Annotated in this window: 21 protein-coding genes; 4 read left to right on the forward strand and 17 right to left on the reverse strand. The window is 56.5% G+C overall.

The window, feature by feature from the left end:
* Window positions 1-223: 223 nt before the first annotated feature.
* The 7 genes from katG to soxR form a co-directional block, all read right to left on the reverse strand.
* Window positions 224-2,401, reverse strand: coding sequence for a catalase/peroxidase HPI (katG, locus tag HWX89_RS16205; protein ID WP_138791710.1), 2,178 nt, complete (start codon window positions 2,399-2,401; stop codon window positions 224-226).
* Window positions 2,398-2,868 carry a Fur family transcriptional regulator gene (locus HWX89_RS16210; RefSeq protein WP_138791709.1) on the reverse strand — a complete coding sequence of 157 codons (471 nt, stop codon included), beginning with the start codon at window positions 2,866-2,868 and terminating at the stop codon, window positions 2,398-2,400. The genes katG and HWX89_RS16210 overlap by 4 nt, the downstream gene beginning before the upstream one ends.
* 352 nt (window positions 2,869-3,220) lie before the next feature.
* Window positions 3,221-4,444, reverse strand: a complete 1,224-nt coding sequence (locus HWX89_RS16215) for a pyridoxal phosphate-dependent aminotransferase (protein ID WP_138791708.1) — start codon at window positions 4,442-4,444, stop codon at window positions 3,221-3,223.
* 15 nt (window positions 4,445-4,459) lie between these two features.
* Entirely contained in the window at window positions 4,460-5,983 is a 1,524-nt protein-coding gene (gene amaB / locus HWX89_RS16220) for an L-piperidine-6-carboxylate dehydrogenase (protein WP_138791707.1), read from the reverse strand.
* A gap of 55 nt (window positions 5,984-6,038) precedes the next feature.
* The gene (gene hglS, locus HWX89_RS16225; protein ID WP_138791706.1) at window positions 6,039-7,436 is read right to left on the reverse strand and encodes a 2-oxoadipate dioxygenase/decarboxylase HglS; all 1,398 of its coding nucleotides are present in this window, start codon (window positions 7,434-7,436) and stop codon (window positions 6,039-6,041) included.
* 197 nt (window positions 7,437-7,633) lie between these two features.
* A complete protein-coding gene (locus HWX89_RS16230; RefSeq protein ID WP_138791850.1) occupies window positions 7,634-8,665 on the reverse strand; it encodes an L-idonate 5-dehydrogenase in 1,032 nt (343 codons plus the stop codon).
* A 183-nt stretch (window positions 8,666-8,848) separates the two neighbouring features.
* Complete coding sequence (gene soxR / locus HWX89_RS16235) at window positions 8,849-9,328, reverse strand: redox-sensitive transcriptional activator SoxR (RefSeq protein WP_138791705.1); 480 nt, start codon at window positions 9,326-9,328, stop codon at window positions 8,849-8,851.
* Between the two features lie 88 nt (window positions 9,329-9,416).
* Between soxR and HWX89_RS16240 the strand changes: the two genes are divergently transcribed.
* On the forward strand, window positions 9,417-10,019 hold the full coding sequence (locus HWX89_RS16240; protein ID WP_138791704.1) for a superoxide dismutase: 603 nt from the start codon (window positions 9,417-9,419) through the stop codon (window positions 10,017-10,019).
* 38 nt (window positions 10,020-10,057) lie between these two features.
* On the opposite strand, the gene HWX89_RS16245 is transcribed toward HWX89_RS16240, so the two are convergent.
* The 7 genes from HWX89_RS16245 to HWX89_RS16275 form a co-directional block, all read right to left on the reverse strand.
* On the reverse strand, window positions 10,058-11,437 hold the full coding sequence (locus tag HWX89_RS16245; RefSeq protein ID WP_138791703.1) for an FGGY-family carbohydrate kinase: 1,380 nt from the start codon (window positions 11,435-11,437) through the stop codon (window positions 10,058-10,060).
* Entirely contained in the window at window positions 11,434-11,757 is a 324-nt protein-coding gene (gene rhaM, locus HWX89_RS16250; RefSeq protein WP_138791702.1) for an L-rhamnose mutarotase, read from the reverse strand. The genes HWX89_RS16245 and rhaM overlap by 4 nt, the downstream gene beginning before the upstream one ends.
* A gap of 3 nt (window positions 11,758-11,760) precedes the next feature.
* Window positions 11,761-12,774 carry an ABC transporter permease gene (locus HWX89_RS16255; RefSeq protein ID WP_138791701.1) on the reverse strand — a complete coding sequence of 338 codons (1,014 nt, stop codon included), beginning with the start codon at window positions 12,772-12,774 and terminating at the stop codon, window positions 11,761-11,763.
* Window positions 12,771-13,772, reverse strand: coding sequence for an ABC transporter permease (locus HWX89_RS16260; RefSeq protein ID WP_138791700.1), 1,002 nt, complete (start codon window positions 13,770-13,772; stop codon window positions 12,771-12,773). Before HWX89_RS16260 ends, HWX89_RS16255 begins: the two co-directional genes overlap by 4 nt.
* 11 nt (window positions 13,773-13,783) lie before the next feature.
* Window positions 13,784-15,304: a sugar ABC transporter ATP-binding protein gene (locus HWX89_RS16265; protein WP_400969648.1), complete on the reverse strand. Its 1,521-nt coding sequence runs from the start codon at window positions 15,302-15,304 to the stop codon at window positions 13,784-13,786.
* Between the two features lie 207 nt (window positions 15,305-15,511).
* On the reverse strand, window positions 15,512-16,522 hold the full coding sequence (gene rhaS, locus HWX89_RS16270; protein WP_138791698.1) for a rhamnose ABC transporter substrate-binding protein: 1,011 nt from the start codon (window positions 16,520-16,522) through the stop codon (window positions 15,512-15,514).
* Between the two features lie 44 nt (window positions 16,523-16,566).
* The gene (locus HWX89_RS16275; protein WP_138791697.1) at window positions 16,567-17,397 is read right to left on the reverse strand and encodes a DeoR/GlpR family DNA-binding transcription regulator; all 831 of its coding nucleotides are present in this window, start codon (window positions 17,395-17,397) and stop codon (window positions 16,567-16,569) included.
* Between the two features lie 197 nt (window positions 17,398-17,594).
* On the opposite strand from HWX89_RS16275, the gene HWX89_RS16280 reads away from it, so the two are divergent.
* The 3 genes from HWX89_RS16280 (at window position 17,595) to HWX89_RS16290 (ending at window position 21,747) form a co-directional block, all read left to right on the forward strand.
* Complete coding sequence (locus HWX89_RS16280; protein ID WP_138791696.1) at window positions 17,595-19,691, forward strand: bifunctional rhamnulose-1-phosphate aldolase/short-chain dehydrogenase; 2,097 nt, start codon at window positions 17,595-17,597, stop codon at window positions 19,689-19,691.
* Window positions 19,692-19,743: 52 nt separating this feature from the next.
* A complete protein-coding gene (gene rhaI, locus HWX89_RS16285; RefSeq protein ID WP_138791695.1) occupies window positions 19,744-21,036 on the forward strand; it encodes an L-rhamnose catabolism isomerase in 1,293 nt (430 codons plus the stop codon).
* Window positions 21,037-21,099: 63 nt separating this feature from the next.
* Window positions 21,100-21,747 carry an alpha/beta hydrolase family protein gene (locus HWX89_RS16290; RefSeq protein WP_138791694.1) on the forward strand — a complete coding sequence of 216 codons (648 nt, stop codon included), beginning with the start codon at window positions 21,100-21,102 and terminating at the stop codon, window positions 21,745-21,747.
* Here the strand turns inward: HWX89_RS16290 and HWX89_RS16295 are convergent.
* The 3 genes from HWX89_RS16295 to HWX89_RS16305 are packed head-to-tail and all read right to left on the reverse strand — an operon-like array spanning window position 21,736 to window position 24,253.
* The gene (locus HWX89_RS16295; RefSeq protein ID WP_138791693.1) at window positions 21,736-23,106 is read right to left on the reverse strand and encodes an ABC transporter permease; all 1,371 of its coding nucleotides are present in this window, start codon (window positions 23,104-23,106) and stop codon (window positions 21,736-21,738) included. The genes HWX89_RS16290 and HWX89_RS16295 overlap by 12 nt on opposite strands.
* Window positions 23,103-23,789 (reverse strand): ABC transporter ATP-binding protein, encoded by a 687-nt coding sequence (locus HWX89_RS16300; RefSeq protein ID WP_138791692.1) that lies wholly within the window; start codon window positions 23,787-23,789, stop codon window positions 23,103-23,105. Before HWX89_RS16300 ends, HWX89_RS16295 begins: the two co-directional genes overlap by 4 nt.
* A gap of 5 nt (window positions 23,790-23,794) precedes the next feature.
* Window positions 23,795-24,253: a hypothetical protein gene (locus HWX89_RS16305; protein ID WP_138791691.1), complete on the reverse strand. Its 459-nt coding sequence runs from the start codon at window positions 24,251-24,253 to the stop codon at window positions 23,795-23,797.
* Window positions 24,254-24,276 lie beyond the last annotated feature (23 nt).

Here is a 24,276-nt window from a genome sequence, read left to right on the forward strand (position 1 = left end):
AAGTGTGCGGTCTCGCACGCTATCGAACAAGACACTATCTCAGGTCCAGCGATATTTGATTGCGTTTATAGCTCGATAATAGGCGATATTGGCATCAGATTCGATCCACCAAGACAAGTAGACGAAACGTGTGATCGGGCATCTTCAAAGCAATAAACTGACGTGCAAAAAGGCGCTGTGTTTCAAGCGCCTTTCGCTATTTTTGCGATGCTATTGGCCTTGCTTAGCGCTGCAGGTCAAAGCGATCGAGGTTCATGACCTTCGTCCAGGCCGCGGCAAAGTCATCAACGAACTTCTGCTTTGCATCCGAGCTCGCATAGACCTCTGCCAGAGCGCGCAGGATCGAGTTTGAGCCGAACACGAGATCGACGCGTGTGCCAAGCCATTTCAGTTTGCCGGTCTTGCGATCGGTGCCCTCAAAAACGTCCTGGGCGTCAGAAATTGACTTCCATTGCGTGCTCATATCCAGAAGATGCACGAAGAAGTCGTTGGTCAGCGCTCCCGGCGTTTCGGTGAATACGCCATGGGTCGACCCATCGGTGTTGATGTTGATTGCGCGAAGGCCGCCAATCAGAACGGTCAGTTCGGGCGCAGTCAGCGTCAGCTTCTGTGCGCGATCGATCAGCAACACCTCGGCAGGAACGGAAGCGGTCTGCTGGTAGTTACGGAAACCATCGGCCACCGGTTCCATCCCTGCGAAGGATTCGGCGTCGGTCTGCGCCTGCGTCGCATCGGTACGGCCGGGGGTGAATGGCAGCGTGATGTTTTGACCTGCAGCCTTCGCCGCTTCTTCAACGCCCGTATTACCTGCCAGCACGATCAGGTCGGCAAGCGAGAGTTTCTTGCCGCCGCGCGCGTCTTCATTGAACGCGGTCTGGATATCTTCCAAAACAGCGAGGACGCGAGCCAGTTGCTCGGGCCTGTTGCCCTCCCAGTCCTTCTGCGGCGCAAGGCGAATACGTGCACCGTTTGTACCTCCGCGCTTGTCGCCACCGCGGAAGGTCGAGGCAGAGGCCCAGGCCGTCCCGACGAGTTCAGAAACGGTCAGTCCGGATTCCAGAATCTTGGCTTTCAGCGCTGCAATATCGTCAGCATTGACCAGCGGGTGGTCTGCGGCCGGTACCGGGTCCTGCCAGATCAGTTCTTCCTTCGGAACTTCCGGTCCGAGATAACGCGCGCGAGGACCAAGATCACGGTGCGTGAGCTTGAACCATGCGCGTGCAAAGGCTTCGGCGAAAGCCTGCGGGTTTTCGAGGAAGCGGCGCGAAATCTTTTCGTATGCCGGGTCGAGACGCAGCGACAGATCGGTGGTCAGCATGGTCGGCTTGTGCTTCTTCGACGGGTCGTGGGCGTTCGGAATAATGTCTTCCGCGTCCTTGGCTTCCCACTGGATCGCACCACCGGGGCTGCGGGTCTGTACCCACTCATATTTAAACAGGTTTTCGAAGAAGAAGTTGCTCCATTGAGCGGGCGTCTGCGTCCACGTCACTTCGAGGCCGCTGCCGATCGCATCAGCACCATGGCCCGTGCCGAAGTTGCTGGCCCAGCCGAGGCCCTGAGCCTCAAGCGGCGAAGCTTCCGGATCGGGACCCTTGTGCGATTCTGCCGAAGCGCCATGGGTCTTGCCGAAAGTATGACCGCCAGCGATCAGCGCGACGGTTTCCTCGTCGTTCATTGCCATGCGCTTGAAGGTTTCGCGAATGAATGCCGCAGCGGAGATTGGATCGCCGTTCGCGTTCGGGCCTTCCGGGTTGACGTAGATGAGGCCCATTTCCGTCGCGCCGAGGGATTTGTCGAAGCTATCCAGTGGTCGGTGTTTCAGCCAGGAGGTTTCCGAACCCCAGTTGACGTCCTGGTCCGGTTCCCAAGTGTCTTCACGACCGGCGGCGAAGCCGAATGTGCGAAAGCCCATGGTTTCCAGTGCGACATTACCCGTCAGGATCAGCAGGTCGGCCCAAGAGATCTGCTGGCCATACTTCTGCTTGATCGGCCACAGCAAACGGCGTGACTTGTCGATGTTCACGTTATCAGGCCAGCTGTTGAGCGGTGCAAAACGCTGCTGACCACGACCACCGCCACCGCGACCGTCGCTCAGGCGATAGGTGCCGGCTGCATGCCAGGACATGCGAACAAATTGCGGGCCGTAATGACCGAAGTCGGCCGGCCACCAGTCCTGCGAGTCCGTCATCAATTTGCGCAGATCATTCTTCAGCGCTTCGTAGTCAAGCTTTGCGAATTCTTCGCGATAATTGAAGGTCTGTCCCAATGGGTCAGATTTGGCCGAATGCTGGTTCAGCAGGTCGACGCGAAGCTGGTTGGGCCACCAGTCCTGGTTTTGCACGCCGCGTGCTGGTTTTCCGGTTGCGGCCCCTGAGTATGGACACTTTGCTTCGTCTGTCATGGCTTGAGCTTCCTCTCTTCAATAATGGGGTCACAATCGCGGCAGATGCCACGAAATACGATGCTGGCCTCGATGATACGCATGCCGTGCGTGTCGGAGGGTTCCAGGCAGGGGGCGTGGCCGACAACGCAGTCGACATCCTCGATACGTCCGCACTGAATGCATTGGACGTGATGATGATTGTCCTCAATGCGGGTTTCGTATCTGGCACTCGCCGAGTCCGGCAGGTTGATCCGGCGGATGAGGCCGATCGCCGAGAGATCCTGCACGATCAGATGAACGGCCTGTACAGAAATCGTCGGCAAGGGAGCGCGCACGGCCTGAAAAATGGTTTCTGCATCCGCGTGCGGATGGTGATGCAGGTAGTCGAGAACTGCGATGCGCTGCGATGTCGCGCGCAATCCTTTGGCTCTCAGAACCTGCGGCCATTGATGGTCGTGGGCGTGGTGGTGCGTTGTTTGGTCCATGGCGGGCAACATACTTCTTATTTTGAGTAGGTCAATATAACGAGGAAATAAAATGTGGATACCCGATGGGATCTGTTACGCAGGGAACGGCGGCCTGCGATAACGTCCTTAAACGCTCAAGCTAAAATCGCTCACGAGTTTTAGAGGCAGAAAGCTGCGCGCAGCATGTCCCGTTGACGGCGCGCGCCGCAGACTTTTGGAAGCAGGGAGAATTGGGGAGAGAAATACAGCAGAACGCTGCCCTGTCGGTCGCTGAGAACAGTGAGCGGCAGGGCAGGGCGTTTCAACCGGCCGCCAAGAGGGGCCAGAGATGGTCTTGCCGTAAAATGGTTTGATAAGGCCGTGTCGAACCTTACTTCAGGTCTGCGCAGGCCTTCGCGAGGCGTTGAAGCGCCTCGACCAATTCCGGTTCAGATGTGGCATAGGAAATCCGGAAGAAGGGCGACAGGCCGAATGCAGCACCGGGTACGACGGCGACATTGGCGTGGTCGAGGAAATAGGCGCAAAGATCGGTATCGGTCTCGATCACTTTTCCGTCCGGAGTCTTTTTACCCAACAGACCGGCGCAGCTCGAGAATGTATAGAATGCACCGTCCGGCACACGGCAATCGATACCCTCGATCTCGTTCAGCCCAGAGACGACAAGATCACGCCGGCGTTGAAAACTTGCAGCTCTGTCCTTCAGGAAATCTTGCGGGCCATTCAGCGCTGCTACGGCCGCAGCCTGCGAAACGGAGCAGGCGCCGGAGGTCGACTGGCTCTGTACCACCGACATTGCCTTGATGAGCGCTTTCGTGCCACCGGCATAACCGATGCGCCAGCCGGTCATGGCATAGGCTTTCGAGACGCCGTTGACAGTCAATGTCCGCTCCTTCAGCCGCGGTTCCACCTGGGCAGGGGTTACGAACTGAAAGCCGTCATAGACAATATGCTCATACATATCGTCGGCGATCAGCATGACATGCGGATGCCGCAGCAACACATCGAGCAGCGGGCGATACTGTTCTGCAGAATAGCTTGCACCGGATGGATTGGATGGCGCATTCAGCATAAGCCAGCGTGTTTTCGGCGTAATGGCTGCTTCCAATTGTTGCGACGTCATGCGGAAGCCATTTTCGGCCGCGCACGGAACCAGCACGGGCTTGCCGCCACACATCACGACAATATCGGAATAGGTCACCCAATAAGGGGTGGGAATGATGACCTCGTCGCCGGGGTCAACCGTGGCTGTCAGGGCATTGAAGAGTATCTGTTTTGCGCCGGTCGAAACGATGATCTCGTCAAGCGCATAGTCCAGCTGGTTTTCGCGCTGGAACTTGTCGCGGATGGCCTTGCGCAGCTCCAGTGTTCCCTCTGTGGCTGTGTATTTCGTTTCACCACGCTGCATGGCTCCCCATGCAGCGTGTTTGATGTGATCGGGAGTGTCGAAGTCAGGTTCGCCCGCACCCAGAACGATGACGGGTTTACCTTCCTGCTTCATGGCGCGCGCCCGCGCGCTGATCTGCGCGATGGGTGAAACATCGATGCGAGAAATGCGTTCAGCGGTTTTGAACGCCTTCGTTGCGCTGCCGTCCATGATTTCTCGCCCCTGTTATTCGATGTCGAAGGAAACGCCCTGCGCCAGCGGCAGTGCTTTCGAATAGTTCACGGTGTTGGTAGCACGGCGCATATAGGCTTTCCACGCATCCGATCCGGATTCGCGCCCGCCGCCCGTTTCTTTTTCGCCACCGAAGGCACCGCCGATTTCGGCGCCCGAAGTGCCGATGTTGACATTGGCGATGCCGCAATCTGACCCTTCCGACGACAGGAACCGTTCCGATTCCTGCATGTCACGCGTGAAGATCGAGGACGAGAGACCGGCAGCGACCGCATTGTGCGCGTCGATTGCCTGATCGAAATCGCTGTATTTCATGACGTAAAGGATCGGGGCGAAGGTTTCTTCCAGAACCGGCCCATCCTGCTTCGGCATTTCGACGAGCGCAGGCTTGACGTAATAAGCGTTAGGCGCGCCCGTATCGACACGATCGCCGCCATGCACAGCGCCGCCATGTGATTTTGCCTCTCCCAGAGCTTTCTGCATGCCATCGAAAGCAGCCTTGTCGACCAGCGGGCCGACCAAAGAAGAGGTCTCAAGTGGATTGCCGACAGAAACGGATGCGTAAGCCTTCTTCAAACGCGGTACGAGCTGATCGTAGACGCTGTCATGCACGAAGAGGCGGCGCAGCGTTGTGCAGCGTTGACCGGCGGTACCCATGGCACCAAATGCGATAGCGCGCAAAGCCATGTCGAGGTCGGCCGATGGGCAAACGATGCCGCCATTGTTACCGCCGAGTTCGAGAATGCCGCGGGCAAAGCGCTTTGCCAGACGCGGACCGACGTCGCGACCCATACGGGTCGAGCCCGTAGCGGAAACCAGCGGTACCTTCGGATTATCAACGAGGGCTTCGCCAACAGTGCGATCGCCGATCAGAAGCTGAGACAAGCCGGCAGGCGCGTCGCCGAAGCGTGCAGCGGCGCGTTCGAAAATCCCCTGAACGGCAAGTGCCGTCAGCGGGGTTTTTTCCGAAGGCTTCCAGACCACCGGATTGCCGCAGACAATGGCGAGTGCCGCATTCCAGGACCAGACGGCGACGGGGAAATTGAAAGCGGAAATGACGCCAACGATGCCAAGTGGGTGCCAGGTCTCCATCATTCGGTGGCCCGGACGCTCGGTTGCAATGGTCAGACCGTAAAGCTGGCGCGACAGGCCGACGGCGAAATCGCAGATGTCGATCATTTCCTGAACTTCACCGAGGCCCTCTGAGGGGATTTTACCGGCTTCAATCGATACCAGTCGGCCGAGTTCGGTTTTATTGGCGCGCAACTCTTCGCCCAGAAGACGGATCAGTTCGCCGCGACGTGGAGCAGGAACGTTGCGCCAGATCTTGAAAGCTGCGTCGGCCTTTTCGACGATCGCGCCAACTTCATTGGCCGAGACCGTCTTGAGTTCGGCGATCGTCTCGCCTGTGACCGGGGAATAGGATGGCATGTCGCCGCCGGTGTAAAGATCGGCCTGAACGCCAAGCTTCCCGAGCAGGGCTGCCGTTTCCTTGCGAACATCAACGGTTTTCGTCATTGCTTTTCTCCATGTCTTCAAATTTCTTCGGCGGCTTCAGCCGCAAGGTAACGGACTATTGCGCTGCGGTCAGCATTTCTATGACGCCGAGGCAATCGTTGAGAGAGGCCTTTTCGATGGCCGTATAGTGCGCGAACTCATCAATCACAGATGCGCCGAGATCACGCTCGAACATCACCTGATTTGGGCTCGCGGTGAATTCCTGTGTTGCATCGTCGCCAAGGTTGGACTGGAAAATACCGGCCGCGCTTACGGGTAGAAAGTCTTCATAGACGATGGGATCGAACTGGATCAGCCCTTGCGCGATGGCCGTTTCGATGTCGAGTTCAGGTTGTGATGCCGCCTTGCCTTTTTGGGTCAACGAATAGCTGAAGTAACCAAGCCCGGCTTTTCGGATGCCGTTCCAGTCATCTGGAAATGCCGTGAAGACATCGGCAAGGGCTGCTTCATACTCAGCGGAGTTCGATCCGTCTGCCGCAGGACGCACCTTGGCGCGGGTTTCGTTCAACAGGGCGTCGTAGAGGGCGCGCCCCTTCGGTGTCAGCGCCACGCCGCGTTGCTCGATTTCACCGAAACGGGCCGTATGCGAACCGGCGTGCCATACACCTTTTTCACCAATGAATGCGACGGGTTCTTCGAGTGCCTTGAAAGATGTCTGGCGTAGAAGGATAGGACATTTTCGCGTCGGAGGACCTTCCACCACGGCTTTCGGCGCAATGCCTTCAGCGGGCATCAGCGTCTGAACAGCATCGATGTCGAGCGTCCGGGGTGTAAGATGATTGATATGCGGCCCTTTGAACGAGACAACGTCGGCGATCAACCGATGTGCGTCGTGCAGGCGCTTATACATGCCGGCATCGACAATGGCTTTGTCGTGCCAGCGGAAGGTTTCAAGAACTTCGGCCACGAAGAGAGCGGCGTCCGCAGCGTCAAGACCGCCATCGCGTTCTGCCTTTTCCACCAGTGCAGTCGCCTTGCCGGTAAAGATCTTGCGCGCGGCAAGCACAGTCGCGGCTTCCTTGCGCAACTCCTCGTCCACGATCAAATCCAGACGCAGCAGCGAGGTGAATACGCGGAACGGGTTCCGTTTCAGGTGACGGTCTTTCACCGGCCGGAATGCAGTGGAGTGGACGGGAACGCCAGCGGTGGACAGATCATAATAGCCGACCGGGTGCATGCCCATGACAGCAAAGACGCGACGCATCATTGAAAGCTCGGCAGCTGTCCCAAGGCGGATTGCACCATGGCGCTCCTGCGAGATGCGCTCGAGCGAATCCGTGGCCTCCAGGCGCTCTTTCAATTGCGGCTCGGCGTCGAGCGTCGCATTGTTGACCCTTGCGACCAGTGCCATGAGCGTGCCGTAAGCCGGAACCTCGTCTCGATACATCGATGACATCGCTGCGGAAAACTGGCTGCGAATATCGTCAGCGGCTACGAATTCACGGGTTTGCATCAGGTCATACCTCACCACTATCGAGACTTCCGGCAATTCAATCCTCACACGATATCGGAATGAACTTGGGCTGTCTTGTAAGCTTTGAGACTGACTTGATGCGAAAAGAGAATGAAATTGATGTTAAGCTGCTGTTCGAATGGCGAACAGCCGTCTCACCAAGGAAGGCAAAACGGCTGTCATATCTGCTCGGTGCATTAGAATGCGAGCTGTACTTTCATCGATTTGCTGCGATCGCCGGCGGCTTCGAAGGCAGTCACCGCATCGTCTATCGGATAGATGCTGGTCAGCAACGGGCTAAGGTCCACGCGGCCCTGATTGATGAGATCAACCGCAAGGCCGAACTCCTCGTGGAAGCGGAAGGTGCCTTTCATCTCGATTTCCTTTGCCACGACCATGTTTTGCGGAATGGAAACATCGCCGCCTAGGCCAAGCTGAACGACTGTGGAGCGTGGGCGCAGAACTTCAAGACCAGAGCGAACGGCACGCTCGTTGCCAGATGCTTCGAACTGGACGTCGAAGTATCCCTTGTTTGCGGAATAAGCAGCAAGCGCCTCAGGATTGGTTGCGACATTGATGACGCGGTCTGCACCGATTTCCAGTGCTTTCTCAAGTACGGCATCCATCACGTCCGTTGCGACGACTTCACGGGCACCATGGGCACGGGCTGCAATGATTGCCAGCGCACCGATCGGGCCGCAACCTGTGACCAGCACACGTTTGCCAAGCAACGCACCAGCGCGGTTGACTGCGTGCAAGGTTACCGCAAAAGGTTCAGCCATCGCGGCTTCGTTGATCGATACCCCTTCGGCTACTTTGTGGCACTGCCAGGCCTCGGCAACAAGCCGCTGGCGGAATGCACCCTGGATGTGAGGCATCGGCATGGCCGAACCATAAAAACGCATGTTGAGGCAATGGTTCTGCTGGCCGGCAAGGCAGTATTCGCAGGAATTGCAGGGGCGGCTTGGCGAGACTGCTACACGGTCACCGACGGTGAGGCCGGATACGCCTGCACCGAGTGCCTTGATCGTGCCGGCAACCTCGTGTCCAAGGATCATCGGCTCGCGGACACGTACGGTGCCGAAGCCACCGTGATTGTAATAGTGCAGATCAGAACCGCAAATGCCGCCAGCCTCGATCGCAACTTCCACCTGACCGGGGCCAAGGCTTTCGACTTCTTTCTCCTCAACGCGAAGATCTTTCGCGGCATGAATGACAACGGCTTTCATCATTTACCTTTCCGACTACTCCCAGGGACGGGCCGTGCGACCTTCGTTCCCAATACGCCATGTTATCGGTAACATAAAGAGCAAAAATGGCGGATTTTCAGATAAGCAGTCGCGAGGGACAGGAAATATCCATCGCGGAAAAGGCAGTTCCGCGAATTAAAATCGTCGCGTGCATCATCGTTATCATGATGTTTCGTCGAGGTTTTTTTGAATTGTTGCGGCCATGATGACAGGTCCGTTGCCATCAAGTGCAAGCTTGTCATCAGGATTTCTGAGAGGACATTCCGTTAATGAGAGACACCCGCATCCAATGCAACTATCGAGTTGATCGCGCAAGGCAATCAGTCCGGAAATACGGCGCTCAAGATGAGCGTGCCATCTCGAAGACATATGTGACCATTGTTTTTTGGTAGGGCTTGCATCAAGCGGTAGTTCGGCCAGCGTTTCCTGTATCTCACTCAATCCTATACCGACCCGTTGTGCGGCCTTTATGATGGCGACTCGCCGTAACATGTAGCGCGCGTAACGGCGCTGATTTCCCGACGTGCGTACTGACGCGATCAGCTTTTTTGTCTCATAGAAATGCAGGGTTGATACGGCGACGCCGCTTCGCCGCGCCAGTTCTCCTACCGTCAGCGGAGCGTAGATATCTATTTTCTTCACGTGTCTTGACCTCAACTATGGTTGAGGTTTTATAAGCTAGGCCGTTCCGCGGGGCAACGTTGTCCCCGCTTGCAAGAAAGGATACGGAATGGCTTTCTCTCTCCCCGGTCTCCCTTACGCCCACGATGCTCTCGCTTCTCTCGGAATGTCGCGCGAAACGATCGAGTTCCATCACGACATTCATCACAAGGCCTATGTCGACAACAGCAACAAACTGATCGCGGGTACAGAGTGGGAGACGAAATCGCTCGAAGATATCGTGACCGGAACGTATCAGGCCGGTGCCGCGGCCCAGAGCGGCATATTCAACAACGTGTCGCAACATTGGAACCACGCTCTGTTCTGGGACATCATGGGGCCGGGCGAAAACAAGAAAATGCCGGGCGAACTGGAACAGGCGCTTAAACAGTCCTTCGGCTCAGTCGAAAAGTTCCGCGACGAGTTTTCTGCCGCGGGTACTGGCCAATTCGGTTCCGGTTGGGCATGGCTCGTCAAGGACAAGGACGGGTCCCTTAAGGTCACGAAAACCGAAAATGGAGTGAACCCATTGTGCTTCGGTCAGACGGCCCTGCTTGGCTGCGACATCTGGGAGCACAGCTACTACATAGACTTCCGCAATCGGCGACCCGCCTATTTGGCAAATTTCCTGGAAATACTCGTAAATTGGGAAGCAGTTGCTAGCCGGCTCTGATCCTGGCCTTTTGAGAAAAACTGGCGAGAGGCTGGAAATCAGGCGATTTCAACAGCCTTTCGCCACGCATTCCTGTAGTTTGTAAGCGGAAGTGAAGGCGCAATAGACAACGTTCGCGCTTCCCTTGGACGTGCACCCGTCAACATGGCCGCACCCAGAGCGGTCCCGCTTAATGATCCACCTTCTGGAACGAGAACATCGCGATTGGTCGCTGACGCTAGCGCCCTGAGATAGTTCGTGTTCCCGCTCATAGGCCCCTCAACGATAATCGGTCCTTCTGCTCCGGTGAGTTCCAGACACACCTCGGTCATCAGCGCGACATAAAGGGACGCAGCGGCGATCTTCTCCGCATCCGAAGCGGGTGTGCCGATCCATTCTTTACTGCGCCCCGGAAAGGGACCCGAACCCTCGACCACGTTCGGCAAGATCATCACCGATCTCTCGAGAACTGAACTGATAGCTTGATCGATTTCCTCTGTCGGTGCGGTCAGTCCCTGCGTCAGGACCTCGAATTCACGACCGCCCATAAACCGGGCGGATGGTGTCGGTTTGCCAAAGGCATTGACATTGGCGAGGCTGTCGCGTTCGGGCGTTAGTCCCTCAAGATTGCCGGGTGTTGCAAAACATACCACCCACGTACCAGTGGAAACGACTGCAAATGGTGGGGCGCGGAATAGCACGTGTGGCAACAGCGATGCGTTGGAATCGTGAATTCCGCAAAACACGGGAACCGGGTGTTGCAATCCAAGCTGATGGCAAAGCTCAGACTTGAGCTGGCCAAGTGCATCAAAGGCCGAGTGGACGGGTGCCATCTTTTCTCGGAGATCGAGACGGTCGACCAATGATGAAAACTGACCCAGTTCCGGAGCCCACAGATCCGTATGGCAGCCAAGCGACGTCGCCTCATTTGAAACGATGCCCGTCAACCGAAAGGCCCAGTATTGCGGGTATGTGAGGATCGACGCGACACGACGGAATTCGTCCGGAAACCCCGATTTTTGGAAGTGTAATTGGGCACCGAGATTGAGGCCAGCAGACAGGGGCGGCGAAAAGGTCTCTGAAAAGTCGGGACGAAGCCCGGCGTAGGTTTCGCGGATAGCTTGTGGATACTCATACTCGTAGTCGAGTATGGGAAGAGCAAGCTCGCCGTTTTCGTCCAGCAGAGCCGCACTCGCGCCATGTGTTGTGATCGAGATCGCATCGAAGCCGGGTGAAGCTGCAAAACCGGCAAGAGCCTCCTGAATGAACGTCCAAAGCGCATCGATATCATAATGCGGATAGGGCGGTGCGGCGATGATGGTGTTGGGTGTCTTGCGAACAGAAATCTCCGCTCCACTTTCTCCATCCAGCAAAACGACCTTCGCATTGGTCTTGCCGATGTCGATCACCGCAATGCGCTTGAAGTGATTGTCGCTCATGGCAGGTGGAACACCGTGACAAGATCAGTCGCGACCGGTGAGTTATCGGGATTGCTTTCCATGATGTCGGCCATATGCGCCCACCATTTTTTCATCACAGCATGATCGGGCAGAGAGGCCATGCCGTGGTTTTGCGGGCGGCTCAGAACACCAAAAAGAATGTTGGTTTCTCGATCGAGATGTATGGAGTAGTCGCTGACGCCTGCCTGATGCAGCAGCGTTACAAGTTCCGGCCAAATTTCGTCGTGACGCTTTTGATACTCGGCTTCCTTGCCGGGAAACAGCTTCATCTTGAAGGCGTATTTTTCAAGCTCGGGCACAGTTCAGGACCTCATGGCGCGGAGACGGCGAACAACGATTGGAATGGCGATGGTGATGATCAGGAGCAGGCCGACGAAGATCGACATGACGATGCCCGGCACGTTGAGAAGGCCGAGACCGAAGGTAACAAGGCCCATCACGAAGGCAGCGATCACAACACCACCGATGGTCCCGGAGCCGCCGAGAATGGAGACGCCGCCCAGCACGACCATCGTCACCACTTCCAGCTCCCACCCTTGAGCGATGGATGGACGCGTGGACCCAAGGCGCGAGGTCAGGCAAACGGCGGCAATCCCGCTCATAAACCCCGTCAACAGGAACAGGACGAACTTGATGCGCTCCACCGGAATGCCGGAGAAGCGCGCGGCTAAAGGGTTGTTGCCAATGACATAGACCTGACGGCCGAAATTCGTGGCGTGCAACAGAATGGCGAAAATGACCGCCATGACAATGAAAAGCAGGAATTCGAAGGAGAAGACCCAGAAGACATAACCCTGACCGAAGTAAGCGAAATCCGCCGGATATTTCCCGTAAGCCTGATCGCCCAGCATCACATAGGAAATGCCGCGAAACAGGCTCATCGTACCGATGGTGACGACAATGGACGGCAGCTTCAATCCGGCAACCAGAAAGCCGTTGAATGCGCCACACGCCACGCCAACGCCGATCCCAATGGCGACAAGCCCTGGTGTGGCCACACCCATCTGCACCGCATAACCCATGGCGGTCGAGGCGAGCGCGATGATCGCTGCGACGGAAAGGTCGATTTCACCCGCAATGACCAGGAGTGCCATCGCAAATGCGATCAGCGCCTTTTCGGTGAAGTTGAAGGTTGCGTCCGATAGGTTCCACGCATTGAGAAAGTAAGGCGAAGCAAGCGAGTTCGCGATAAAGATCAGGATCGCGACGCCGAGCAAAAGCACTTCCCAGCTTGCCATAACGCGTTTGAAGGGGGTGCCGAGTTTGTCGGGAATGACGCGCGCGGCTGTTTTGGTTTCCGGTGCGATCAGGCTCATGCTACGGCCTCCTTCCCATTATCTGCCGCTGCCCTGTCGCGCAGGATGATACGGCCTCTCTTGGCTTCGGCGCGAGCATTGAACACAACCGCCAGAATGATGACGACGCCCGAGATTGCCATTTGTGCGAATGGAGAAATTCCAATGACCGGCAAAGCATTTTTGATGACGCCAAGGAAAAGTGCGCCGAGAACTGCTCCAATTGCCGTTCCAATGCCACCAGCAATCGAAATGCCGCCGATCACATTGGCTGCCACGCTGTCGAGTTCAAGACCGGCAGCGATATCGACATAGGCCACCGCATAACGCGAAACCCAGAGATAGCTGGCGAGCCCGGCAAGTGCACCGGACAATACAAAGGCGAGGAAGCGTGTGCGACCGACGTCGATCCCGGCGTAAACGGCAGCGCCCGGATTGCCACCGGATGCATAGGCTGAACGACCGAAAGACGTTCTCGTCAAAACGAGCCACGCGCCAGCGATGATGATGATCGCCACCCACGACAGCACCGGCAGGCCGAGAATCGGTGTCCGGGGCACGTTGAGAAACGTTGGCGACATCTGGTGCGCGTTAACCCAGCCACCGCCGGAAAGCACGAAAGCCATGCCTCGATAAATGGTCAGCGTACCCAGCGTCACGACGATCGGCGGAATACGAAGCCACCAGACGAGAATGCCGTTGATCGAACCGAGAAGGGCACCGATCCCGACTGCCATGGCGACAAGAAGCGGGAGCGGAACGCCGGGAAAGGCGGCGTTTGTCATCGCCACAGCCATGCCCGTGAAGGCAAGATTGGCTGCAACGGAAAGATCGATCGATTTCGTCAGAATAACTGCCATTTGGCCGAGCGCCAGAATGATCAGGATCGACGTATCGTTGAAGATGTTGACGAGATTGGCTGGGCGCTCAAAACCGGGAGCACGGAACGAGAATCCGGCTATCATAAGTATGATGATGCCCGCCAGAAGGATTTCGCGGTTCTTGAAGAAACGTTGCATGGGTGTTCCTCTCACGCGTTGCCCGTGGCGGCACGCACCAGCTTTTCCGGCGAGAAATCGGCACGTTCGAAGACATCAGCCATAAGCCCCTCGCGCATGACGATGGCTCGGTCGGACATGCCGAGAATTTCCGGCAGTTCGGATGAAATCATGATGATGGAAAGTCCTTCTGCGGCCAACTCGCTGATGAAACCGTGAACGGCGGCCTTGGAACCGATATCGATGCCTTTTGTCGGTTCATCCAGAATGATGACCTTCGGCTGCGTAGCAAGCCATTTGCCAATGACGACTTTCTGCTGGTTGCCGCCCGATAATGTGCCCACCGGCACTGAGAGGGCTGCAGCGCGCAGATCGAGCCGTGACGCATATTTGCGGGCCAGTGCAAACTCGTTGGCGGCAGCGAGAAAACCTTTTCGCGATGTCCGAGCGAGTGAGGGCAGGGACATGTTCTGATAAATCGGCATTTCGAGCGCCAGTCCGTGTCGTCCACGCTCTTCGGGCACGTACACGATACCGGCTCGGATAGCATCTTCCGGTGAGCGGATGGAAAGTGGGTGGCCATCAAGCGTCATGGTACCGGACGCGGGTCGCGTGATGCCGAACAGGGATTGGCATAGTTCGGACCGTCCCGCGCCGATCAACCCGTATAGCCCAAGAATTTCACCTTTCCGCAAGTCGAAGGAAATGTCGCGAAACTCTGTGTCATGGCAGTACTTTTGAACGGAAAGCACAGTGCTGCCGATATTCACCACCTGTTTCGGGAAGGCGTCCTTAACGTCCCGTCCAACCATCAGCCGGACGATTTCGTCCTGCGGAGCGTCGGCAAGCACGCCTGCTCCAACCATTTTGCCATCGCGGAACACGGCGTAATTCTCTGCGATTTCGTAGACTTCATCGAACTTGTGGCTGATGAACAGGATCGCTTTTCCCTGCTTTTTGAGATTCTGGACGATGCGGAAGAGGTCGTCGATTTCCTTGCGGGAAAGAGCTGCGGTTGGCTCATCCATGATGACGATGCGTGCCTCTACTGAAAGCGCACGTGCGATTGCGACAAGATGCCTTTGCGCAATGGAAAGGTCTTTGAGGCGGATCGTCGGATCAATCCGGCTTTCCAGTCGCTCAAGGAGGGAGCGCGAACGATCATTGATGGTTTTCCAGTCAATGAAACCGAAGCGGTTTTTGGGTGCGTGGCCAAGAAAGATGTTCTCGCCGACTGACAGTTCATCGAAAAGGACTGTTTCCTGATGAATGGCCGTAACGCCAGCATCAATTGCGTCTTGTGCGCTGTGAAAATGGACAGGCTTGCCGTCAAGCAGGATTTCTCCTTCATTCGGCCTGTAAATCCCGGTCAGGATTTTCACAAGGGTGGATTTACCCGCGCCGTTCTCGCCAATCAGCGCGGTAACGGTGCCAGGGTAAAGCGCAACATTAACGCCATCCAGCGCCTTCACACCTGGAAAAACCTGGCTGATGCCACGCATCTCGAGAACAGGCGAGACAGCGGATTGCTGAGGCACTGTCGCTTCTTTCATTTTTTCTGCAGCCATTGTCATTATTGCGAACCTGGGCGCCTGCTAAAGCGCAAGAAGCAAAAACATGCGCAAAGCCATTCCTGGATGGTCCCGTGAATTGCGACGCACACTGAAGGTATCCCCGGGCGACGCCCGAGGATGGTTTCAAATGTTGGGTATGGGTGTCATGCCGCGTTGATGCCGATCAACGAGGCATTGGGCAAAAGATCAGAAAATCTTCGAGAACTGATCGATGTTCTTGGCGTCGTAGATGAACGGGTCGGCCATGGCCGCTTCGCTGTTTTCACCCACTTTGATCTTGCCCATGCGGCCTGCCTCGATCTCCGAGCCCGGCTTGCCGTCGGTTTCGCCCTTCACGAGGCGATAGGCGATCTGTGTCGCGGAGTAACCGAGATCGATCGGATTCCAGATGGCGAATTCCTTGGTGGCACCAGACTTGATTGCGCCTGCCATTTCGGACGGAAGGCCGAGACCAGTGACGAAGACCTGACCGATTTTGCCTGCATCCTTAACAGCCTGGGAGGCCGCCAAAACACCAACCGTGGTCGGCGCAACGATGACTTTCACATTCGGCTGCGAAGAGAGAAGGCCCTGGGCTTCGCGATAGCTCTTATCAGCGAGGTCGTCGCCATAAACCGTGGTGACCAGGTTCAGGCCCGGGAAGTCCTTCAACTGCTTCTTCATCTCATCGATCCAGATATTCTGGTTCGTGGAGGTGGTGGTTGCCGACAAGATAGCAAAATCACCCTTGCCGCCTTCCAGATGCGACGCTGCAAGCTGCAGGCACATTTTGCCGATCAGCGCGTTGGAAGACGGGTTGAGCTGAAGGATACGGCCTTCCGGTGCAACGCCCGAATCCCAGGAAATGACCTTGATGCCGCGCTGGGCTGCCTTTTTCAGGGCTGGAACAACAGCGTCCGGATCGTTGGCGGAGATGGCGATCGCATCGACGCCCTGTGCAATGAGCGAATTGATGACTTCGATCTGGCCTTCCGCAGTCGTGCTGGTCGGACCGGTATAGATGATCTCAACACCACCAAGGTCCTTTGCGGCCTCTTGTGCGCCCTTGTTGGCGGCTTCGAAGAAACCGTTTCCGAGCGACTTGACGACGAGCGCGATCTTGACGTCGGCCGCCTGGGCAACGCTTCCCAGCCCCAGGGTGCCAAGTGCCACACCCAATGCCAGAGCATGACCCAATTTTCTGCGTGTAAGTTTCATTCCCTTTTCCTCCCGTTTGAAACTTTCCTCTCCCTCGGTGCTCCTCACGCGACCGAGGCGGAACCCTCTTCGTCCGGCGGCTGCGGCGTTTGCGCGCCAGCCACCGTTCCTGCAATCACCAGTGTGACGCCCGCATTCTCGACCATCCGCGCTGCGTCGTCCGAAATTCCCTCATCGGTGATGATGGTCGTGACATTTTCCAGCGGGCAAAGGATGAGGCTCGAGCGTTTGCGAAATTTCGACGAGTCGACCATCACGATCAGTTCTTCTGCCTGCCGCATCAGCTTCTGTTCGCTCTGGATCACCAGCGCATCCGATTCCATGATGCCAAGTGCGCCGACGCCTTGCGCACCCAGGAAAATTCGTCGCGCATAGAAGTTGCGTATGGCATCATTGTCGAATGGCGACAAAATCAAGCTTTGATCGCGGTAGATCGCGCCACCAGGCACACTGACATTGCACTTGGAGTGCTTGATCAAATGTTCTGCAATGGCGAAAGAATTGGTCATCACCTGTAGCCGGCGCGCAGCCATGTAATGCACCATCTGGAATGTGGTGGTACCGCCATTCAGAATGATTGCGTCGCCGTCATCGCAGAGATCGACAGCTTTGCGCGCAATTGCGCGTTTTTTGTCGATGTTGACTGATTCGGAGACCCGGAAAGGGCGTGCCGCCAGATTGCCGAGCTGCGGCGGATGTACAGCTTCCGCACCACCACGCACTCGGCGCAACTTTCCCTGAACGTGCAAAGACGCAATATCCCTGCGGATCGTCGCTTCCGACGCGTCCGTCAGTTCAGCAATATCCTGAACCGTCACGACAGGCTTCTCCTGTACGGCGCTCAAAATGATGCGATGGCGTTCGCGTTCGTGCATTGGGTCCTCCTGATCGCAATTATTCGTAATCTCTTTACGTTGTCAATCAACAACGATCAAATTATTCAATGGTGCGACGCACAATGAAAAATTATGATCGTTTGTGATTGACATTGCGTTTTTGAATGCGCGATATCTACGCTCGAAGGAGGCGGACCGGGTCGGTTCCGCGATGAAGATGACATTGGGAGGAAAGCATGACGGGAAAATCCCGCCTTCTCGAAAACCGTTGGGATGATGCCCATGCCGCCAAGCTCGATGAGCCCGGCAAGCTGCTGTATCGCTCCAATCTTCTGGGTGCAGACAAGCGCATCACGAATTATGGCGGTGGCAATACCTCGGCAAAGGTTCTCGAAACCGATCCTCTGACAGGTGAAAAAGCGCGTGTCATGTGGGTGAAGGGCTCTGGCGGAGACGTCGGTACAATCAAGCTCGATGGTTTTGCTACGCTATACCTCGACAAGCTTGAAGCCTTGAAGGGTATTTACAAGGGCGTCGAAGACGAAGACCGCATGGTCGGCTTTCTGCCGCACTGCACGTTCAATCTCAATCCCCGCGCCGCGTCCATCGATACGCCTTTGCACGGTTTCGTGCCGTACGATCATGTCGATCACATGCATCCTGATGCGATCATCGCGATCGCTGCGTCGAAGAATTCCAAGGAATTGACCCAGAAGGTATTCGGTGACGAAATTGGTTGGCTGCCATGGCGCCGCCCAGGCTTCCAGCTCGGTCTTGACCTCGAAGCCTTTGTGAAGGCCAACCCTAAGGCCAAGGGCGTCGTGCTTGAAAGCCACGGTCTGTTCACCTGGGATAACGACGCTAAGAAATGCTACGAGCTGACGCTTGCCATCATCAACAAGGCGATCGATTGGTTTGCGAGTGAGACAGAGGGCAAAACCATCTTTGGTGGCTCAGTCGCAAAAAGCCTGTCTGCTGAAGAACGACGCGCCATTGCTGCACGTCTGATGCCAGAAATCCGTGGCCGTATCGGTCGTGAGGAACGCAAGCTCGCCGATTTTGACGATCAGGATGCTGTGCTTGAATTTGTCAATTCGAAAGACCTGAAACCTCTAGGCGCACTCGGTACATCGTGCCCGGACCATTTTCTGCGCACCAAGATCCGCCCGTTGATCCTTGATCTTGATACGTCCAAACCTGATGTCGACGCACTCGTTGCGGGCCTAGACAAGGCCTTGGACGCGTATCGTGCCGATTACACTCGTTATTACGAGACGTGCAAACACGCAAACTCCCCCAAGATGCGCGATCCAAATCCGGTGATCTTCCTGATCCCTGGCGTCGGCATGCTCTCCTTTGCCAAAGATAAGGCGACCGCGCGTATCGCCGGCGAGTTCTACGTCAATGCTATCAATGTCATGCGTGGCGCTTCAACTGTGTCTGACTATCAGGGACTTGCCGAACAGGAAGCTTTCGACATCGAATATTGGCTGCTGGAAGAAGCAAAGCTTCAGCGCATGCCCAAGCCCAAGAGTCTGGCCGGTCGCATTGCCTTCATCACGGGCGGCGCGGGTGGCATCGGTCGGGCAACGGCTGAGCGTCTTGCAAGCGAAGGTGCCTGCGTGGTGCTGGCGGATATTGATGAAGGTGCGTTGCAGAACACCAGAGGGGACTTCGAAAAGCGTTTCAGCTCCGATGCCGTTCGTACAGTCAAGCTTGACGTCACCAAGGAAAACGCCGTCGTTTCCGCATTTGTGGAAGCAAGTGTTGAATTTGGCGGCATCGACATTCTGGTTTCAAACGCTGGTATTGCGTCCTCTGCTCCGGTCGAGGACACCACGCTTGAGATGTGGAACAAGAACATCGATATTCTTGCGACCGGTTATTTCCTCGTGTCGCGCGAAGCATTTCGTTTGTTCCGTCGCCAAAACCTTGGTGGCAATGTCGTGTTCGTCGCATCCAAGAACGGCCTTGCATCGTCGCCCAACGCTTCGGCCTATTGCACTGCAAAGGCTGCGGAAATCCATCTTGCCCGGTGCCTTGCTTTGGAGGGCGCAGACGCAGGCATTCGGGTGAACACGGTCAATCCAGACGCGGTTCTTCGTGGATCGAAAATCTGGAGCGGGGAATGGCGCGAGCAGCGTGCCGCATCCTCGAAGATCGAAGTGACGGATCTTGAGGAACACTACCGCAAGCGCTCGATGCTGAAGCTCAATGTTTTCCCTGAGGACATAGCCGAGGCAATCTACTTCCTGGCGTCAGACGCCTCCGCAAAATCGACCGGCAACATCATCAACGTTGATGCCGGTAATGCCCAGAGCTTCACACGATAGGGAAAAGGCGGCGGGTGGCGGTGGGAGTGCCGCCTCCGTCGGGGAGGAAAAGATGACCGAGACGAAGATTGCGGCTGACACCATTGCGGCTGAAAATGACAAACGTTCTGCGGCATTGCAGAATGATTATGACGCGCTTGGTGCGCAGCTCGCACGTCGCAATATTGATATCGATACGATCACCAAGAAGGTATCGGAGTTTTTTGTCTCCGTTCCGTCCTGGGGCGTTGGCACCGGAGGCACGCGATTTGCGCGTTTCCCGGGCACGGGTGAGCCGCGCGGGATTTTTGACAAGCTTGATGACTGCTCTGTAATCAACGAGTTGACCCGCGCGACACCGAATGTTTCGCTTCACATTCCGTGGGACAAGGAAGATCCGAAGAAACTCAAGGCACATGCGAATGCGCTGGGTCTGGGCTTCGATGCGATGAACTCAAATACATTCTCCGACGCACCCGGTCAGACCCACTCCTATAAATATGGCTCGCTTAGCCACACGGATGCTGCAACGCGCGCTCAGGCGGTAGAGCACAACATCGAATGTATCGAAATCGGCAACGCCATAGGCTCGAAAGCGCTGACGGTGTGGGTTGGCGATGGTTCGAACTTCCCCGGCCAAAGCAATTTTACCAGAAGCTTTGAACGCTATCTGTCGGCAATGGCCGATATCTACAAGGCGTTGCCGGATGACTGGCGCATCTTTTCCGAACACAAGATGTACGAACCGGCGTTTTATTCGACCGTTGTGCAGGACTGGGGCACAAACTATCTGATCGCCAACACCCTAGGAGAAAAGGCATTCTGCCTCGTCGACCTCGGACACCACGCCCCGAACACCAATATCGAGATGATCGTTGCCCGCCTCATCCAGTTCGGCAAGCTTGGTGGCTTCCATTTCAACGACAGCAAGTATGGCGATGACGATCTGGATGCGGGGTCCATCGAGCCATACCGTCTCTTCCTCGTTTTCAATGAACTGGTGGATGCCGAACATCGTGGGGTGAAGGGCTTTCATCCGGCGCATATGATCGATCAGTCGCATAACGTGACCGATCCGATTGAAAGCCTGATCTCAAGTGCCAACGAGATAAGGCGTGCCTATGCACAAGCGCTACTTGTGGATCGGTCGGCTCTCGACGGTTTCCAGAACGACAATGATGCCCTCATGGCGACCGACACCCTGAAACGGGCGTACCGCAGCGACGTGGAGCCTATTCTCGCAAGAGCGCGGCAACTGGCGGGCGGCGCGATCGATCCTATTGCCACCTATCGGGCAAGCGGCTATCGCGCCAGGGTCTCGGCAAAGCGCCCAGCTGTGGTTGGCGGTTCTGGTGGCATTGTCTGACGCGGTTTCATTCGAGACAGAATCCATCTAGTTTCGAACGGGATGACGCAAATCGGATGACACATGCCGCTATCCTTTTTGATTGAAGGCCCCAACGACGCCCGGTTCACAATTTTGCTTGCGCATGGAGCCGGAGCGCCGATGGATTCGGCGTCAATGACGGGTGCGGCAGTTGCCCTTGCCAATGCGGGTTTTCGAGTAGCCCGTTTCGAGTTTGGTTATATGGCGGCGCGGCGAAGTTCCGACAGTCGAAAACCGCCACCACGGGCGGACACGCTTAATCCTGAGTTTAAAGCCGCTATTGCCGATCTTGCACCGACCGGGCACCTGATTATCGGAGGTAAATCCATGGGCGGCCGTGTTGCCAGCATGATTGCCGATGAGCTCCATGATGCTCATGCGATCGCTGGCCTTCTTTGCCTGGGTTACCCCTTTCATCCTCCGGGCAAACCCGAAAACCTCAGGACAGCGCATCTCGAGTTCCTTAAAACGCCGACTTTGATCTGTCAGGGGACGCGTGATGAGTTCGGAACACGTGAAGAGGTTAGTACCTATCCGCTTTCCAGTCAGATCGATTTTCTTTGGCTAGAAGACGGAGATCATGATCTTAAGCCCCGCAAGAAGGTCTCGGGCTTTTCCACGGCGGACCATCTCGCAACCGTTGAAAAAACGGTGCGAGACTGGGCTGATAGGTTGCCGTTAGGCGCGTAGTGCAGCGGCAGGGGACTGGCGGTAGGCAAATGCCGCAGGAATGGCAGCGAGGATTGCCGCAAAGCCAAGGATGATGGCCGCAAGTAATACGTCCTGTCCTATGAAGGTGACGGGGAAGACGATCCCGCTTTCGCCGGCAAGCACATGTGCTATCGCCATAGATGCCCCGTAACCCATCAGGAAACCGAGAATGACGCCGGTGCCGATCAGGCACAACAACTCCAGCCAGACGATGGAGAACAGCGCTGCGCGCGGGGCTCCGAAGGCGCGAAGAGCACCGATCTGCCGGCGACGCTGGCCGATATGCAGAACGGTGACCAGCAGCAGTGATGCAGCCACCAGGACTTGCGAGCCGGTTGCCACTGCAAACAAGACCAGTCTTGCATCACCCAGTGTCGCATAAAGCCGCGTCAGCACTTCGCCGGGGAAGACACCAACAGTCGTGCCGCCTCGATATTCCTGCCGCAGCTTGTATGCGTCCGCAATGGTTTTCGGTTTGACGAGGATTGCCGGTAGTCCGGGTACATCGTGATCCCAGTCCTCCACGATCGGCGCGTCCGCGTGAGCGGAATGATCGTGCGCTTCGTGGTCGTGATCCTGGCTCGGGCTCGCAAAGTGACCGTGACCGGAATAGTCGTGGGATGCATGGTCATGGTTGGCTTCGCTGCCGCTGGCATGATCATGGTCATGCTCCGATTGGGGTTTTTCCTGTCCGGCTGTCGCCGCGACTTCTTTTCCTTCGGTTCCATCGTCATGCCCAAGGCCGTGAATGTGCCAGACGGCCTGTATGGGCACGAGGATAGCACGGTCCCATGCGGTGCCGGTCGGCTTCAGGCGACCAGAGACAGTGTAGGCAAGTTCGCCATGTGTATGGCCGCCTTCACCGGGCGCTCCATGCATAGGCTTGATTTCCGCGCCAAGGGCAAGAGATACAGCCGAGCCGACCACAGCCTGACCTTCAGTCATGAAAACTCGGCCTTCCTGCAACCCGGCGGACAGGTTTGCCACGAGCGCAGTTGTCGTGCCGACAATCGGAAAACCGTTGAAGGAATCGCCGAAACCAATTGGCGCCGCCCAGGCAACACGAGGATCGTTTGCAAGCCTTGCCAATACCTCTCCCTCCATCAGCGGAAGAGGAGAGGGCTGAAGAAAGACCGAGGACAGCACGAGTTGTGTTTCGCTGCCGGCCGCGCCGACGACAAGGTCGAATTTGTCGGCTGCGCGAGCGCTACCAAGCCGCAGCGACCGCTCTTGAAGTGTGACTGTCACGCTAAGGGCAACAGCCAGCGCGACAAGAAGGACGACCACCAGTGCGCCGAGCCAGAGGCGGCGCAGGTCAGCAAGAATGAAGCGGATCATGCTGCCATCTCCGCCTTGCCGTCGTGACCGAGGCGACCGGCATTCAGAGTAACGCGGCGATCAAGACGCTCGGTGAGGCGGCTGTCATGCGAAACGATGATCAATGTACTCTGCTCGGTCGCTGCCAGTTCGAGGAGAAGATGCCCGACAGCCTCGCCGCTTTCGCGATCCAGACTTGCGGTCGGTTCATCGGCAATGACGACGCCAGGTTTACGCAAAAGTGCACGGGCCACCGCCACACGCTGCATTTCTCCCCGGGACATTGTCTCGATGTTCTGGTTGTGGCGTTTAATGCCGACACGCGACAACAGATCAGCGGCCCGTTCTTCAAGAGTTAACGACGATGCACGCGAAAGCCGGGCCGGAAGGAGGACATTGTCGAGCGCAGACAGCCCTGGGAACAGGTGAAAGTCCTGCATGATGAGGCCAATATTTTCAGCTCGCCATCGGTCGCGGCCGCTCTCTGAAAGACGGGTGATATCTGTGCCCGACCAGGCAACGGCGCCATTGTCCGCCCGTTCCAGGCCACTGATGATATTCACCAGTGTGCTTTTACCCGAACCGGACGGGCCGGTTACGGCCACACGGGAGCCGGCAGGCAGATCCAGTTTTTCGATGAAAAGCACCGGATCATTCAAGCCGGGAAAGGAAACGGACAGGTTTTCAAGAGAGAGAGAAAGCATGCTGTTCAGGCAACCCAATATTTCGCGTCACGAATGCGCAGGCGGCTGACGAAACCGGTTTCTGGGTCAGTCCAACTCCCCATTTCCAAAACTCCGGAGACCTCGATACGGGTGCTCGGCTGCACGAATGTCTGTTTTTCGTCGAGATAGATGACCACGATATTGTCCGGCCAGTCGGAGTCCGATGAGCAGAACGGGCAAATCGACATCGGGATCTCGGTCAGAACGAAAAAGGCGGCTTCAGCTTTCAATGGTGGGGCCATGAAGCCACCCATCGTCACGGGCTTGCCGACAAGTCCCTTCAACTTTTCGGAAAACTCGAGGCCAAGTACGCTTATCTTGCTGTAGAGGTCACCGAAACCGATCTCGGCATTGGCCGCGGCCATGGACATTTTGTGAGAAGCGAAGACCGGCGAAAGACCGAGCAGTGTCAGCATGTGACGGCGGCTGAGCAAGGGCGGCATCTTGTACCTCTTCAGGCTTTAGA

This window comes from Rhizobium sp. RM, assembly GCF_013390595.1.
Taxonomy (GTDB): domain Bacteria; phylum Pseudomonadota; class Alphaproteobacteria; order Rhizobiales; family Rhizobiaceae; genus Agrobacterium.